This window comes from Pseudomonas sp. CFBP 13602 (assembly GCF_014842725.1).
GTDB classification, from domain to species: Bacteria; Pseudomonadota; Gammaproteobacteria; order Pseudomonadales; family Pseudomonadaceae; genus Aquipseudomonas; species Aquipseudomonas baltica.
Window position 1 is genome coordinate 658,490 of the sequence record NZ_JACYVT010000002.1, and the last position, 14,680, is coordinate 673,169.

At 63.3% G+C, this 14,680-nt stretch carries 13 protein-coding genes; 7 read left to right on the forward strand and 6 right to left on the reverse strand.

What is annotated here, in order from left to right; genetic code table 11:
* Window positions 1–57 precede the first annotated feature (57 nt).
* Together IFU31_RS06180 and IFU31_RS06185 are read left to right on the forward strand one after the other, a co-directional pair.
* Complete coding sequence (locus IFU31_RS06180; protein WP_122476686.1) at window positions 58–618, forward strand: glycine cleavage system protein R; 561 nt, start codon at window positions 58–60, stop codon at window positions 616–618.
* Window positions 619–628: 10 nt separating this feature from the next.
* Complete coding sequence (locus IFU31_RS06185) at window positions 629–1,102, forward strand: peroxiredoxin (protein ID WP_192052739.1); 474 nt, start codon at window positions 629–631, stop codon at window positions 1,100–1,102.
* Between the two features lie 89 nt (window positions 1,103–1,191).
* Here the strand turns inward: IFU31_RS06185 and IFU31_RS06190 are convergent, their stop codons facing one another.
* Both IFU31_RS06190 and IFU31_RS06195 read right to left on the reverse strand, forming a co-directional pair.
* Window positions 1,192–2,262, reverse strand: coding sequence for an AI-2E family transporter (locus IFU31_RS06190; RefSeq protein WP_122476688.1), 1,071 nt, complete (start codon window positions 2,260–2,262; stop codon window positions 1,192–1,194).
* Between the two features lie 40 nt (window positions 2,263–2,302).
* Entirely contained in the window at window positions 2,303–2,542 is a 240-nt protein-coding gene (locus IFU31_RS06195; protein ID WP_122476689.1) for a sulfurtransferase TusA family protein, read from the reverse strand.
* Between the two features lie 145 nt (window positions 2,543–2,687).
* On the opposite strand from IFU31_RS06195, the gene IFU31_RS06200 reads away from it, so the two are divergent.
* The 3 genes from IFU31_RS06200 to IFU31_RS06210 all read left to right on the forward strand — a co-directional run bounded on the left by IFU31_RS06200 (window position 2,688) and on the right by IFU31_RS06210 (window position 8,243).
* Window positions 2,688–4,121 carry a M48 family metalloprotease gene (locus tag IFU31_RS06200; protein WP_122476690.1) on the forward strand — a complete coding sequence of 478 codons (1,434 nt, stop codon included), beginning with the start codon at window positions 2,688–2,690 and terminating at the stop codon, window positions 4,119–4,121.
* 150 nt (window positions 4,122–4,271) lie between these two features.
* A complete protein-coding gene (locus tag IFU31_RS06205) occupies window positions 4,272–7,370 on the forward strand; it encodes a transglycosylase domain-containing protein (protein WP_192102518.1) in 3,099 nt (1,032 codons plus the stop codon).
* 93 nt (window positions 7,371–7,463) lie between these two features.
* Window positions 7,464–8,243 (forward strand): siderophore-interacting protein, encoded by a 780-nt coding sequence (locus IFU31_RS06210; RefSeq protein WP_192102519.1) that lies wholly within the window; start codon window positions 7,464–7,466, stop codon window positions 8,241–8,243.
* 30 nt (window positions 8,244–8,273) lie between these two features.
* Here the strand turns inward: IFU31_RS06210 and IFU31_RS06215 are convergent, their stop codons facing one another.
* Complete coding sequence (locus IFU31_RS06215) at window positions 8,274–8,912, reverse strand: Pr6Pr family membrane protein (RefSeq protein ID WP_446731019.1); 639 nt, start codon at window positions 8,910–8,912, stop codon at window positions 8,274–8,276.
* Entirely contained in the window at window positions 8,912–9,136 is a 225-nt protein-coding gene (locus tag IFU31_RS06220; RefSeq protein WP_122476696.1) for a VF530 family protein, read from the reverse strand. Before IFU31_RS06220 ends, IFU31_RS06215 begins: the two co-directional genes overlap by 1 nt.
* A 317-nt stretch (window positions 9,137–9,453) precedes the next feature.
* Here IFU31_RS06220 and IFU31_RS06225 point away from each other — a divergent pair, with 317 nt between their 5' ends.
* Window positions 9,454–10,815, forward strand: coding sequence for a carbohydrate porin (locus IFU31_RS06225; RefSeq protein ID WP_192102521.1), 1,362 nt, complete (start codon window positions 9,454–9,456; stop codon window positions 10,813–10,815).
* A 91-nt stretch (window positions 10,816–10,906) separates the two neighbouring features.
* Complete coding sequence (locus tag IFU31_RS06230; protein ID WP_192102522.1) at window positions 10,907–13,318, forward strand: glucose/quinate/shikimate family membrane-bound PQQ-dependent dehydrogenase; 2,412 nt, start codon at window positions 10,907–10,909, stop codon at window positions 13,316–13,318.
* A gap of 72 nt (window positions 13,319–13,390) precedes the next feature.
* Here IFU31_RS06230 and IFU31_RS06235 read toward each other — a convergent pair whose 3' ends face one another.
* Both IFU31_RS06235 and IFU31_RS06240 read right to left on the reverse strand, forming a co-directional pair.
* The gene (locus tag IFU31_RS06235) at window positions 13,391–13,816 is read right to left on the reverse strand and encodes a group I truncated hemoglobin (RefSeq protein ID WP_192102523.1); all 426 of its coding nucleotides are present in this window, start codon (window positions 13,814–13,816) and stop codon (window positions 13,391–13,393) included.
* A gap of 1 nt (window position 13,817) precedes the next feature.
* Window positions 13,818–14,663, reverse strand: a complete 846-nt coding sequence (locus tag IFU31_RS06240; RefSeq protein WP_244652209.1) for a DUF3034 family protein — start codon at window positions 14,661–14,663, stop codon at window positions 13,818–13,820.
* Window positions 14,664–14,680: the final 17 nt, after the last annotated feature.

Sequence of the window (14,680 nt, forward strand, 5' to 3'; positions counted from 1 at the left end):
GAACCAGTCATCCGGCCCCTTGACGCCGCCGACCGCTCATCGCTTTAGGAATGCTGCATGTCCACCCCCACAGTTCGCGAACAATTCCTCGTCATCAGCGCCCTGGGCCGCAATCCCATGGAACTGACCAATGTACTGTGCCGCGCGGCCCACGACGCCCGCTGCTCGGTGTCCACCTCGCGCCTGACCCGCCACGGCGAATACAGCGCCCTGGTGCTGCAGGTAGCAGGCAACTGGGACGCCCTGGCGCGCCTGGAAACCAGCCTGGCTTCGCTGGCCAAGAAGCACGACTTCACGGTCAGCCTGGTGCGCAGCGCCACCCTCGACAGCCGCCCGCAGGCGCTGCCGTACGTGGCCTACGTCAGTTCGGCGTACCGCTCGGACATCATCAACGAGCTGTGCCAGTTCTTCATCGACCACAACGTCGAGCTGGAGAACCTGACCTGCGACACCTATCAGGCGCCGCAGACCGGTGGCACCATGCTCAATGCCACGTTTACCGTGACACTGCCCGCCGGCGTGCAGATCAGCTGGTTGCGCGACCAGTTCCTGGACTTCGCCGATGCCTTGAACCTGGATGCGCTGATCGAACCCTGGCGCCCACAGAACCCCATGTAAGGACTGACCGATGGCTGTCGCTCTCAACGAACCTGTAGCCGATTTCCAAGCCCAGGCCACCGGCGGCCAGACCGTCCACCTGAGCGAGCTCAAGGGTCGCCAGGTGGTGGTCTACTTCTACCCCAAGGACAGCACGCCGGGCTGCACCACCCAGGGTCAGGATTTCCGTGACCTGCTCGAGCAGTTCAAGGCCGCCGACACCGAGGTATTCGGGGTGTCGCGCGACGGGCTCAAGTCCCACGAGAATTTCAAAGCCAAGCAGGGCTTCACCTTCGAGCTGATCAGCGATCAGGACGAGGCGTTGTGCCAGCTGTTCGACGTGATCAAGTTGAAGAAGCTGTATGGCAAGGAATACCTGGGCGTGGATCGCAGCACCTTCCTGATCGACCGGGACGGTGTGTTGCGCCAGGAATGGCGTGGCGTGAAGGTGCCGGGGCATGTGCAGAGCGTGCTGGAGGCGGCACAGGCGTTGAGCAAGGGTTGAGAGGGGGTTGGATTTTTCGCGGCTACTGACCGCTCCTGCGACGATCGTGTGTAGGAGCGGTCAGCGGCCGCGAAGGCCGCGCCGCGGTTTCAGAGCATCGGCGCCACGGTGGGCTCCTGGCGCGGCCAGGCATCGAGCACGGCCTTGAACAAGGTTGCCAGGGGGATGGCGAAGAAGATTCCCCAGAACCCCCACAGCCCGCCGAACAGCAACACCGCGCAGATGATCGCCACCGGGTGCAGGTTCACCGCCTCGGAGAACAGCAGCGGCACCAGCACGTTGCCGTCCAGGGTCTGGATGATGCCGTACACCACCATCAGGTAGATGAACTGGTCGCCCCAACCCCACTGGAACAGTGCGATCAAGGTCACCGGTACGGTCACCACCACGGCGCCCACATAGGGCACCACTACCGACACGCCTACCAGCAGGGCCAACAGCGCCGCGTAGTTCAAGCCCAGCGCAACGAACGCGATGTAGGTCACCACCCCGCAGATGAAGATCTCGATGACCTTGCCACGGATGTAATTGGCGATCTGCCGGTTCATCTCCTGCGCCACCCGAGTCAGCAGCGCCCGCTCGCGCGGCAGGTAACCGCTGACCCAGCGGCCGATCATCACCCGGTCCTTGAGAAAGAAGAACACCAGGATCGGCACCAGCACGAAATAGATCATGATGTTCACCAGCAGTGGCAGGCTGGACAGGGAAAAGGTCAGTGCCCACTGGCCGAACTTGCCGATCTCGCCGCGCGCCGCTTCGATGGCCTGCAGCACCTGTTCGTCGCTGACCAGGTGCGGATAGCGTTCGGGCAGCAGCAACAGCAGTGACTGCCACTTGCCCAGCATGCCGGGCAACTCGTTGAACAGCGTGATCAACTGGTGCCAGAGCAGCGGCACGAGCACCAGCATGAACAGCGCCAGCGCACCCATGAACAGCGCGAACACCGCTCCCACGGCCACGCCCGAAGGCACCCGCAAGCGTTCCAGGAAATTGACCAGGCCCTGCATGAGAAACGCCAGCACCATCCCTGCCAGCACCGGCGCCAGCATGCCGCCCAGGGTCAGTACGGCGGTGAACGCCAGCACCAGCAGCACCGCCAGGACGACGGCCTCTTCGTCGGAGAAGTACCGCTGGATCCAGTTGCGTAACACTTTGAACATTGAAATTCCCTTGAATGGCCCAGCTACCGAAGGTGGTGGCTCAGGCCTTGCGCAACCAATACGAGTAGACCCCGTCCAGCGCCTGTTCATGTAACAGCGCGTGACCTGCCAACGTGGCGAACGAGCGGAAGTCGCGCTGCGAGCCGGCGTCCGTGGCGATCACCTTCAATACCGTGCCACTGGCCATCCGGTTCAGTTCCAGCTTGGCCTTGAGCAGTGGCAACGGGCAATTAAGACCGCTGGTGTCCAGCTCGGCGTCACATTCGGGCGCATCGCTCATCGATATCTTCTCCAACCAAAGAAAGCCGTGATGCTGCCTCGATCGCGACAGCCAGCGGCGCGACAGGATAACCCAAGGCCGGCGCCTCTGGTGGTCGTCGGATGGGGCGGCTACAGTAGGGCCTTTCATCTGCCGAGCTCAGTGCATGCCCTTTCTGCGCCCTACCCTGCTGACACTTGCCTGCCTGCTGGCGCTGCCGGGCCACGCCAGCGATCTGCCGTCACTTGGCGACGCCAGTTCCGCGATCGTCTCGCCCCAGCAGGAGCATCAGTTGGGTCGTGCCTGGCTGAGCCTGCTGCGCGGTCAGGTCAAACAGCTCAATGACCCACAGCTCAAGGATTTCGTCGAAACCAGCGTGTATCGGCTCTCCGAAACCAGCCAGCTGAACGACCGGCGCCTGGAGTTCATCCTGATCGACAGCAAAGAGCTCAATGCCTTCGCTGCGCCAGGGGGCATCGTCGGGGTCAATGGCGGGTTGTTCTTCAATGCCGAAACCGAGGGTGAGTACATCGGTGTGCTGGCCCACGAACTGGCGCACTTGTCGCAACGCCACTTCGCGCGCGGGGTCGAGGCGCAGCAGCGCATGCAACTGCCGATGATGGCGGCGCTGCTGGCCGGCATCGTGATCGCCGCGTCCGGTGCCGGTGACGCCGGTATTGCGGCAATCGCCGGCAGCCAGGCTGCGGCGATCCAGGAACAGCGACGCTTCTCCCGGCAGAACGAGCAGGAGGCGGACCGCATCGGCATCATCAACATGGAAAAGGCCGGCTACGACCCGCGCAACATGCCGACCATGTTCGAACGCCTGATGCGCCAGTACCGTTTCGATGCACGGCCGCCGGAATTCCTCCTGACTCACCCGGTCAGCGAATCGCGTATCGCCGACACGCGCAACCGCGCCGAACAGGCCGCCAAAGGGGGCAAGGAAGACAGCCTGTGGTACCAACTGATGCGCGCGCGCGTTCAGCTGTACTACGAGGAAACCCCAGGGCTGGCAGCCAAGCGCTTCCGCGCGCAACTGGATGAAAACCCCAATGCGCTCCCCGCGCGCTATGGCTTGGCGCTGGCTCAGGTCAAGGCTGGCCAACTCAACGAAGCGCGGGAGAACCTCAAGCAGCTGCTCGGCAAACAGCCGGACGACATCACCTTCAATCTGGCGCAGGTCGATCTGGACATCACCAACAACCGCATTCCCGATGCCCAGCAGCGCATCGATCGGCTGGTGACGCAGTATCCCGGCAACTACCCGATCAACCAGAAGCGGGTCGACGTGCTGCTCAAGCAGAACCGCATGGCGGATGCCGAAAAAGGCCTGGAAAACCTGCTCAAGAGCCGCTCGGACGACCCGGACGTGTGGTACCTGGTGGCCGAAACGCGCGGACAGAATGGCAACATCGTTGGGCTGCATCAGGCACGCGCCGAGTTCTTCGCCCTGGTCGGCGAGTTCGACCAGGCCATCCAGCAACTCGATCTGGCCAAGCGCCGGGCCGCCGACAACTTCCAGCTCGCCTCGCGAATCGATGCACGGCAACGCGAGTTGATCGAGCAGGATCGGCTGGTCAAGGAAATGCTGCGCTGAGGCTGCGGCGGGCCGAATCGGACCCGCACGGTCGATCGGAATGAACCGACGTATCAGACACATTGATTTTCACATTTTTTTCACGCAACTGCTCTAGCGTCTAGACTTGCTCCAGGTGCGATGAATTTTCCGTGACCGGTGTGAATATCTATGGGCGTTTTGTGGCAAACCGAACCTGACAAGACTGCAACCCCCGCTGTCAGTCCTGACCCGTCTCCATTGCCAGATAGCCCACGTCAACGTCACCTGTGGTGGCGTCTGTTCTGGTTGCTGGTGGTGATCACTGTCGCGGCGCTGGCGTATGCGATGTACGCGGAAATGCGGACGTCGCGACTGCAGGCGCGCGAATTCAGCCGTTGGGCGGCGTCGCTGACCTACGAGCTGCAGCCGGGGCCAAGCGAAGCTATCGTCTATCCAGGCGAGGGCCCGTTCGACAAGCGCCTGGGCTACAGCGCCCTGGGCGATTTCATTCCACGCCTGCTCAAGCGCAATTACGTGGTCGAACGACAGACGCATTTTTCGCCGGCGCTGATGCGTTACGCCGGGCACGATCTGTTCGTGCCCTATCAGGAAAAACCCCAGGCCGGGCTGGTGATCACCGATTGCCGGGGCGACCCGTTGTACCTGTATCGCTACCCCCAGCAGCTCTACACCGAGTTCGCCCAGATTCCGCCAGTCATGGTCAACAGCCTGCTGTTCGTCGAGAACCGCGGCCTGCTCGACAGCCCCGAACCCCTGCTCAACCCTGCCGTGGATTGGCCGCGTTTTGCCAAGGCGGCCTGGTCGCAGGTAGCCAAGATGTTCGCCCTCCCCGGGCAGTCGGCCGGTGGCAGCACCCTGGCCACGCAATTGGAGAAGTATCGACACTCGCCCGACGGCCTGACCGGTTCCGGGCCGGAGAAGATTCGCCAGATGATCTCGGCCAGCGTGCGTGCCTATCAGGACGGTCCGCAGACCCTGGAGGCACGCCAGCGCGTCGTGCGCGACTACCTCAACAGCGTGCCGCTGTCGGCCGTGCCCGGCCATGGTGAAGTGCACGGCATGGCCGAAGGCTTGCGGGTCTGGTATGGCGCCGATTTCGAGCAGGTCAACCGCGCCCTCGCCAGCACCACCACCGACCCCGCCAGCGAAGCCGCGCGTGGGCTCGCCCTGCGCCAGGTACTGTCGCTGATGATCGCCCAGCGCCGTCCTTCGTACTTCCTCAACAAGGGCCATGACGACCTCGCCGAGCTGACCGACAGCCATATTCGCCTGCTGACCGCCAACGGTATCGTTGACCCGACCCTGGCCACCGCAGCCCTGGCCAGCCAGGTCATGTACCGCGATTGGGTGCAGGAGCCTACCTGGCAACCCAACGAGTCGAACAAGGGCATCAGCGTGGCGCGCAACCGCCTCTCGTCCATGCTTGACCGACCGTTGTACGACCTGGACCGGCTGGACCTCTCGGCCACCACCACCCTGCATGCCGATCTGCAGAAACAGGCCAGTGATTATCTGCGCCACCTTGCCGACCCGGCCTTCGCCCAGCAAATCGGCCTAATCGGCGAGCGCCTGCTGACCTCGGCCAGCACCCGAGAGGTCAGCTACAGCTTCACCCTGTTCGAACGGACGGCCGACGGCTCGCGGGTACGAGTGCAGACCGACAACACCGACCAGCCCTTCGACATCAACGAAGGCAGCAAGCTGGAGCTGGGGTCGACGGCCAAGATGCGCGTGCTCACCACCTACCTCGAGATCATTCACGAACTGCATGAGCGCTATGCCGGGCAGACACCCGCGCAACTGCGCCAGGTGAAGATCGAAGAAGCCGATCGGCTGTCGCGCTGGGTGCTCGACTACATGATCCAGAACCCCGGCGCGGATGCGCGGGCATTGCTCGGCGCCGCCCTGGAGCGCAAGTACTCGGCAAGCCCTGCCGAGAGTTTCTTCACCGGCGGCGGGATCCACACTTTCGGCAACTTTCGGCGCGAGGACAACGGCCGCATTCCCACGCTCAAGGAAGCGCTGCAGGAGTCCATCAACCTGCCCTTCATCCGCCTGATGCGCGACCTGGTGCGCTACAGCACCTACTCCGCGCCAAGCAACAGCGGGCAGTTGCTCAGGGACGACGACGATCCGCGTCGCCAGGAATACCTGGCCCGCTTCGCCGATCGCGAAGGCACGGAGTTCCTCCAGCGCTTCTGGAAGAAGTACCAGCGCAAGACCACCGAGCAGCGCCTGGAAACCTTCCTCGACGGCATGCGCCCTACCCCGCAGCGGCTGGCGGCCGTGCATCGCTACCTGTACCCCAATGCGCCCCAGGCGCAATTCGATCGCTTCGTGCGCGAGCACAGCAAAAGCGACAACGTCACCGACAAGCGCCTGAACGAGATGTACACCGGCTATGGCCCGGGCCGCTACAACCTGCCGGATCAGGGCTACATCGCGCGCGTCCACCCGCTGGACCTGTGGCTGCTGGGCTACCTGCTCAATCATCCGGACGCCAAGTTCGGCGAGGCGGGCGCGGCCAGCCGGTTCGAACGGCAGGAGGTTTACAGCTGGTTGTTCAACAGTCGCCACAAGCGCGCCCGCGACAATCGTATTCGCACCATGCTCGAGATCGAAGCGTTTACCGATATCCATCAGCGCTGGCAGCGCGTGGGTTATCCGTTCGATCACCTGGTGCCGTCGCTGGCGACCGCCATCGGCAGCTCAGGTGACCGCCCTGCGGCCTTGGCCGAGCTGATCGGCATCATTCAGAACGATGGCATCAAGCTGCCTACCGTGCGCATCGATACTCTTCATTTTGCTGCCGACACGCCCTACGAAACGCGGGTGATCAGCGATCCGGACCGCGGCAAGCGAGTCCTGCCCGCCGAGGTCGCGGCGGCCATGCGTGAGGCGCTGTCGCAGGTGGTGGACGCCGGCACCGCGCGGCGGGTATCGGGCAGTTTCAAGACCGATGACGGCACGGCGCTGGTGATGGGCGGCAAGACCGGCACCGGTGACAACCGCATTTCCAGCTTCGGTGCCGGGGGCCGGGTGATCAGCTCGAAGGCCATCAACCGTACCGCCACGTTCGTGTTCTTCATCGGTGAGAACCACTTCGGCACCCTGACCGCGTTCGTGCCGGGCAAGGCGGCGGAGGGCTTTCGCTTCACTTCGGCGCTTCCGGTGCAGGTGCTCAAGGGCATGGCTCCGATTCTCACTCCCTACCTGCAGCCGGGTGCACACACCCAGTGCAGTGCGCCCTTGCAGGCTGCACGTTGAATGGCAGGGCGCGCGGCGAACGAACTCATTCACGCGGGCCTGGCGGCGTAATAAGCTATGTCGATAGCCCCCTATCGGACCAGGAGCCCCGCAATGAAGGCAGACAACCCATTCGGTATTCATCGTGTCATGCACGAGATCAAACGTCGCCGCCTGCAGGTGTTGCGTGTTGTGCAGCTCACCCCACGCATGCGCCGCATCACCCTCGGCGGCCCCGAGCTGGCCGGTTTCGTCAGCGAAGGCTGCGATGACCACATCAAGCTGATGTTCGCCACCACCCCGGAGCAGCAAGCGGCGCTCGACACCATGGTGCTGGGCGCACCGACGCCGGACGAAGCCAAGCCCGACATGCGCGACTACACCCCTCGCCGCTTCGACCTCGCGGCCGGCGAGCTGGACATCGACTTCGTCCTGCACGGCGACGGCCCCGCCGCAACCTGGGCGGCCCAGGCCGAGCCGGGTCAATTCCTGCACATCGGCGGCCCACGCAGCTCGATGCATGTACCGGATGTGTTCGACGCCTACCTGCTGATCGGCGACGAAACGGCGATCCCCGCCATGGCGCGCCGTCTGGAAGAACTGTCGGCCAACCGTCGCGCGCTGCTGGTGGTCGAGGTGGAGAACGCCGACGAGCAGCAGCCGTTCGACAGCGCGGCGGCATTCGAGGTGATCTGGGTCGACCGGCACCAGGGCGACCTGCTGCAGACGGTCAGCGACCTGCGCCTGCCCGAAGGCGTGGTCTATGGCTGGATCGCGACCGAGGCGGGGCTCTCGCGCAAGTTGCGGCGCGTATTGCTCGACCAGCATGGGCTGAGCGAAGAGCAGATCAAGGCCGCCGGCTACTGGCGGCTCGAAGGTGACGACGGCGAGTGATGCTGGCGCCGGGTCGGTGCACGGGGTCGCCTAGCGCGCGCCCCGACGCCCCCACCAGCGGTCCACGGCCAACACCAGCACCGAGCAGCCAAGGAAGGCCATCAATACGCCCAGTGCATTCAACCAGACCTGCCCCATGCCCAGCTTCGAAACGTCCAGGAACGGATAAGGGTAGACGCCGATGCTCTGTCCACGCAGCAACAGGTAGGCGAAATACACCAGTGGATAGATCGCCCACGCCGGTACGTGCCACAAGCGCAACGTACCTTTGGGCACGCAGAGTGCCCAATACAGCACGAAAGCGACCGGCAGCACATCGTGCAGCAACTCGTTGGCCAGCCATTGCCAACCCTGGGGCTGCCACAGGTTGCGCAGCAACAGGCTGTAGGCCACGCCGACCACAACGATACTGACCATGACCCCACTGCTCACCGCGGGCCGCAGGCAGATACGCCGCCACTTCGAGTTGCACGTCGACACGTGAGCGGTCAACACGCCAGCCACTGCCGTATTGGTAAGAATGGTGAAGAAGCTGAAGAAATGCACCAGCCCACCCAGCAGGCTCGCTTCGATCTGCCAGCGCGACCACAGCACCAGATACAGCTGCAGGGCCAGAGCAAACCAGGTGGCGGCCGCCGCCAGCGCAACCAACCGGCGTTCGCCAGGGATCAACGCTTGCCGCGCTGCAGTTGCACATAGAGCCGTTCGACTTTTTCCCGCGCCCAGGGCGTCTTGCGCAGGAAGGTCAGGCTCGACTTGATGCTCGGGTCGCTCTTGAAGCAGCGGATGTCGATCCGCTGCGCCAGCCCTTCCCATTGGTAATGCGCCACAAGCGCAATAAGGATCTGCTCCAGCGTTACGCCGTGCAGGGGGTTGTGTGTAGGCTCATGCATGCCAGGCTCCAGAAACGGCGGGGCAGAAGGTGCGCACCTTAACCAACGGGCACGGCGGCGCAAAGCTTTTATTGGGCGCTCGCCATCGGTCGCAATGCCCATTCGGGCAGGCGCCAGACCGCGCCGTGCGTGCGCGCCACCTGCGGCAAGCCGCCGCACTGTTGCAGTTTCGGCAACTAACCCTCTTTCAAACCCGGCTTTAAAAGCATGGCCTCGAGCTATATCCTTCCGCCGCAACAAACTGAAACGTTTCACTTTTGAAAAATAACGAAGCGCCTCTCGAACAGCTTCGGACCCACCAGAAGAACTCTCTGCCAATGCCTCTTACTGCCCCTTCACGCCCCATGGCGTTTTTGCCGTTCACCGCGCTACTTGCATTAGGTACCCTGGGCACCAGCCAAAGCGCTGTTGCCCTGCCCGCTTTCGATTCGCAGTCTCCGTTCATGTTCGGCGACTGGAACGGCACCCGCGGCGATCTTTCCGCCAAGGGTTACGATTTCAAGCTCGACTACACCGGCGAAGTCGGCAGCAACCTGCACGGCGGTTACAACCACGACCATGCCACGCGCTACAGCGACCAGTTTGCATTGGGTGTGCACATGGACCTGGAGAAGATCCTCGGTTGGCATGACGCCGAGTTCCAGCTCACCCTGACCGACCGTAACGGCGACAACATCAGCAACGACCGGATCAACGATCCGCGTGTCGGCGGTTTTACATCGGCGCAGGAAGTCTGGGGTCGCGGCAACATCACGCGGATCACCCAGCTGTGGTACCAGCAGAAGTTCTTCGACCAGCGCCTGGACATCAAGGCCGGTCGCTTCGGTGAAGGCGAAGAATTCAACAGCTTCCCGTGCGACTTCCAGAACCTGGCGTTCTGTGGCTCACAGGTGGGCAACTGGGTCGGCAGCGTCTGGTACAACTGGCCGGTGAGCCAGTGGGCATTGCGCATCAAATACAACATCACGCCGCAGTTGTATGCCCAGGTCGGCATTTTCGAGCAGAACCCCTCGAACCTGGAGAACGACAACGGCTTCAAGCTCAGCGGAAGTGGTACCGAGGGCGCCATGCTGCCGGTCGAGCTGATCTGGAAGCCGACGTTCGGCGGGCTGCCGGGCGAGTACCGTGCCGGCTACTACTACAGCACCGCAAACGCCGACGACGTCTACAAGGACCGCAGCGGTCAGCCTGCTGCCATCACCGGCCAGGATTACCGCAGTGCATCCAGCCGCCACGGTTTCTGGCTGGGTGCCCAGCAACAGCTGACCCGTGTCGCCAGCGACAACTCGCGGGGCCTGAGCGTGTTCGCCAACGCCACCCTGCATGACAAGAAAACCAACGCCATCGACAACTACGTCCAGGCCGGCGTCGTCTACAAGGGTCTGTTCGATGCGCGTGCGCGCGATGACATCGGTTTCGCCGTGGCCAGGGTCCACGTCAACCCGGCGTATCGCAAGAACGCCGAGTGGCACAACCGTACCCTCGCGCTCAGCGATTACAACGATGCCGCGTACCTGCCGATCCAGGACACCGAGTACAGCGCCGAGCTCTATTACGGGGTTCACATGGCCAACTGGCTGGTGCTGCGACCGAACCTGCAGTACATCCGCCACCCGGGCGGCGTCAGCCACATCGACGACGCATTGATTGGCGGCTTGAAGATTCAAGCATCGTTCTGAAACTAAACGGCGCTGAAATACCCTTACACACACGAGCTCAGAAAAACTTGAACTCTGCTGAACCATTTGAACATGACGGAGAAAACTCACTATGAGCACTGACGGTGCTTTGCGTCGGTCGCGCCTGCTGCCCAAACTTCTGGGTATCGTGATGCTGCTGATGGGTCTGGCCTTGCTGGCCGGCGGTATCAAACTCGCCACCCTGGGTGGCTCGCTGTACTACTTGATCGCCGGTATCGGCGTAGGCTTCACCGGCGTGCTGCTGCTGCAGGGTCGTCGCTCGGCCATCGGCCTGTATGCAGCGGTATTGTTCGCCAGCACCGTCTGGTCGTTGTACGAAGTGGGTCTGGACTGGTGGCAACTGGTGCCGCGCCTGGCCCTGTGGTTTGCCTTGGGCGTGGTCCTGCTGCTGCCCTGGTTCCGCAAGCCACTGCTGCGCCAGCCTGCACCCAAGGCCACGGCTGCGCTGAGCATCGCCGTGGTTCTGGCGGGCCTCTGCGCACTGGCCAGCCAGTTCACCAACCCTGGTGAAATCAAAGGCGAGCTGGACCGCGAAACCGCCAACATGCCCAACACCGCACCGGCGATGCCCGACGGTGACTGGAACTCCTACGGTCGCAGTGCCCACGGCGATCGCTACTCGCCACTGGCGCAGATCACCCCGGAAAACGTCAGCAAGCTGACCCCGGCCTGGACCTACCGTACCGGCGACATCCCTGGCCCGAACGATCCGGGCGAGACCACTGCGGAGAACACCCCGCTCAAGGTCAACGGCATGCTCTACGTGTGCACGCCACACAGCCAGGTCATCGCCCTGGACCCGGACACCGGCAAGGAAATCTGGCGTTTCGACCCGAAGATCAGCACGCAGAACGCGCCGAACTTCAAGGGCTGGGCCCACATGACCTGCCGTGGCGTGTCGTATCACGATGACGCTGCCTACGCCGCCGCCAGCCCGGCCACCGACGCCACCGCACCTGCGGCTGCGCCGACTGCCTGCCCGAAGCGCATCTTCGTGCCGACTGCCGACACCCGTCTGATCGCTCTGAATGCCGACACTGGCAAGATGTGCGAAGACTTCGGCGACAAGGGCCAGATCGACCTGCGCGCCAACATCGGCGAGTTCGCTGCAGGCGGTTACTACTCCACTTCGCCACCGGCCGTGACCAAGAACCTGGTCGTGATCGGCGGCCACGTGACCGACAACGTTTCGGTGGACGAGCCTTCGGGCGTGATCCGCGCCTATGACGTGCACGACGGTCACCTGGTATGGAACTGGGACAGCGGCAACCCCGACGACACCACGCCGATCGCTGCGGGCCAGACCTATACCCGCAACTCGCCGAACATGTGGTCCATGTTCAGCGTCGATGAAAAGAACGGCATGCTGTACCTGCCCATGGGCAACCAGATGCCCGACCAGTGGGGCGGCAACCGCACTCCCGAGTCGGAGAAGTACAGCGCTGGCCTGACCGCGCTGGACATCGACACCGGCCATGTGAAGTGGACCTACCAGTTCACCCATCACGACCTGTGGGACATGGACGTAGGCGGCCAGCCTACCCTGATGGACCTCAAGACCGCCGATGGCGTTAAGCCGGCCGTGCTGGCCTCGACCAAGCAGGGCAGCATCTACGTGCTGAACCGCTTGACCGGCGAGCCGATCGTGCCGATCCACGAAGTGCCGGTGCCCCAGGGCGCGGTGGAAGGCGACCATACCTCGCCGACTCAACCAAAATCCGACCTCAACTTCATGCCACCGGTCATGCAAGAGCGCGACATGTGGGGTGTGACGCCATTCGACCAGATGCTGTGCCGAATCGACTTCAAGTCGCTGCGCTATGAAGGTCCGTTCACGCCACCTTCGCTGCAGGGCACCTTGGTGTACCCAGGCAACTTCGGCGTGTTCGACTGGGGTGGCCTGTCGGTCGACCCAGTGCGTCAGGTGGCGTTCGTCAACCCAAGCTACATGGCTTTCCGCTCCAAGCTGGTGCCTGCTGCAGAAGTGGCCGGCGGCCCTGGTCGCAAGAGCGAAACCGAGGGTGTGCAGCCCAACAAGGGCGCGCCGTACGGGGTAATCCTGGAGGCGCTGCTGTCGCCGATGGGCCTGCCTTGCCAGGCGCCTGCCTGGGGCTACGTGGCTGCGGTCGACTTGACCACTCACCAGACCATCTGGAAACACAAGAACGGTACCGTGCGCGACAGCTCGCCTGTGCCAATCCCGTTGAGCATGGGCGTGCCGAGCCTGGGTGGCGCTTTCACCACGGCCAGCGGCGTGTCGTTCCTCAGCGGTACGCTTGACCAGTACCTGCGTGCCTACGATATCCGCAACGGCAAGCAGCTGTGGGAAGGTCGCCTGCCTGCAGGCGCACAGACCACGCCGATGACCTACACCGGCAAGGATGGCCGTCAGTATGTACTGGTGGTCGCTGGCGGGCACGGCTCGCTGGGTACCAAGCAGGGTGACTACGTGATGGCGTTTGCACTGCCTGAAAAGAAGTGATGTCGATGTGATGAAAAACGGCTCCCACGGGAGCCGTTTTTTTGAGTGTGTCAGTGACGACCATTCACCCCGCTACTTCTCAATCACCTCCCCCCGCTGCGCCGCCAGCCTGACCAACAACCGATTCTGCGCCGGCACCGGAACACCCTGGGCTTCCATGGCCTTGATCAGATCCTCCACCAAGGCGTTGAACTCGCTGCGGCTGATCTGCTGGCCCTTGTGCGCTTCCACCATGTCATCCCCGGTGTACTCGCACGGCCCGCCCGCCTCGACACAGAACTTGTCGATCAACTGCACACGCAGCAACTCGATGTTGACGTTGCGAAAGTGCGCCACGATCCGCTCATCACGAGCCACGTTCAGCAACATCCCCTCCACGATCCGGCTGATCCCCGGTTTGCCACCCAGCGCCTGGTACAGGCTGTCGTCCTTGGCCGGCTGCTGGTGACCCGTGCAGGCACCCAACAGCAGAACCATGCCCAGCACACACATGCGCATGTCAAAAACTCCCTTGCACGGACAGGTAGGTGCCGTTCTGGTTGTCCAGCGTGGCGATCTCGCCCAGTTTCGCGTAGGCCAGCACGATCGCCAGATGCTTGTTGGGGAAATACCCCAGGAACACATCCGCCCAGTCGCTTTCGCCGGCGAACGACAGGTTGTCCGGCTTCTCTCGGTACTCCACGCCCAACGCCCAGCGCGGGTTGAACAGCACGGCCAGCGAACCCTCCTTGAGCAGGCTGCGGCTGTCGCGGCAATCACCGCCGAAGCCCAACAGGCCCAGTTCGTTGGCGCGGCTGTAGCGCACTCCGCCATTGACCAGCAGGTTGTAGCCAAACGCTGCGCCCATGAACAGGCGACTGGCCGTCAGGTAACCCTCGACATCTTCGTCACGCTTGGCGCCGACCAGGCTGGGAATGAGGAAATCCTTCTGCCGCTTGTAAGCCAGGCCCAGCGCCACCTGCGGCAGTTGGTCGTAGATCAGGTCACCGAACAGGCGCACCTTCACCCCGAAAACGTCCTGGCTGAGGCTGTCTTCGGGCAGTCCCAGCTTGTGCACCAGCGACCCCAGGTCGAAGCGTTGTCGGGCGTAGGAGAATTCGATGCGATTGTCGTAGCTGGCGGCCATGCCTGCCACGTCGAGCCGGTAGTCCGGCAGGTCCACGCGGGTGGCAAATGCCGTGGCGCCCCACTCGCCCTGCTCGCCATAGCCGGAAAGCACGGCCCAGGGCGTGATCCCCCCACCGGCGGCGCCGTCGATACTGCTGGCACCGCCGGTGGCCAACAAACGGCCCTCGTTGGCGTGGAGCGACGGTTGCCAGCACAAGGCCAGCGAGCACAACAACATGGCTTTTCGCATCATGA

What these genes read in the sequence shown, in the direction of transcription:
- IFU31_RS06210 (WP_192102519.1), top strand. Translation starts at nt 7,464, where the DNA reads ATGAAGGCAGACAACCCATTCGGTATTCATCGTGTCATGCACGAGATC.
- IFU31_RS06180 (WP_122476686.1), top strand. Translation starts at nt 58, where the DNA reads ATGTCCACCCCCACAGTTCGCGAACAATTCCTCGTCATCAGCGCCCTG.
- IFU31_RS06205 (WP_192102518.1), top strand. Translation starts at nt 4,272, where the DNA reads ATGGGCGTTTTGTGGCAAACCGAACCTGACAAGACTGCAACCCCCGCT.
- IFU31_RS06235 (WP_192102523.1), bottom strand. Translation starts at nt 13,816, where the DNA reads ATGCGCATGTGTGTGCTGGGCATGGTTCTGCTGTTGGGTGCCTGCACG.
- IFU31_RS06230 (WP_192102522.1), top strand. Translation starts at nt 10,907, where the DNA reads ATGAGCACTGACGGTGCTTTGCGTCGGTCGCGCCTGCTGCCCAAACTT.
- IFU31_RS06220 (WP_122476696.1), bottom strand. Translation starts at nt 9,136, where the DNA reads ATGCATGAGCCTACACACAACCCCCTGCACGGCGTAACGCTGGAGCAG.
- IFU31_RS06240 (WP_244652209.1), bottom strand. Translation starts at nt 14,663, where the DNA reads ATGTTGTTGTGCTCGCTGGCCTTGTGCTGGCAACCGTCGCTCCACGCC.
- IFU31_RS06225 (WP_192102521.1), top strand. Translation starts at nt 9,454, where the DNA reads ATGCCTCTTACTGCCCCTTCACGCCCCATGGCGTTTTTGCCGTTCACC.
- IFU31_RS06195 (WP_122476689.1), bottom strand. Translation starts at nt 2,542, where the DNA reads ATGAGCGATGCGCCCGAATGTGACGCCGAGCTGGACACCAGCGGTCTT.
- IFU31_RS06190 (WP_122476688.1), bottom strand. Translation starts at nt 2,262, where the DNA reads ATGTTCAAAGTGTTACGCAACTGGATCCAGCGGTACTTCTCCGACGAA.
- IFU31_RS06200 (WP_122476690.1), top strand. Translation starts at nt 2,688, where the DNA reads ATGCCCTTTCTGCGCCCTACCCTGCTGACACTTGCCTGCCTGCTGGCG.
- IFU31_RS06185 (WP_192052739.1), top strand. Translation starts at nt 629, where the DNA reads ATGGCTGTCGCTCTCAACGAACCTGTAGCCGATTTCCAAGCCCAGGCC.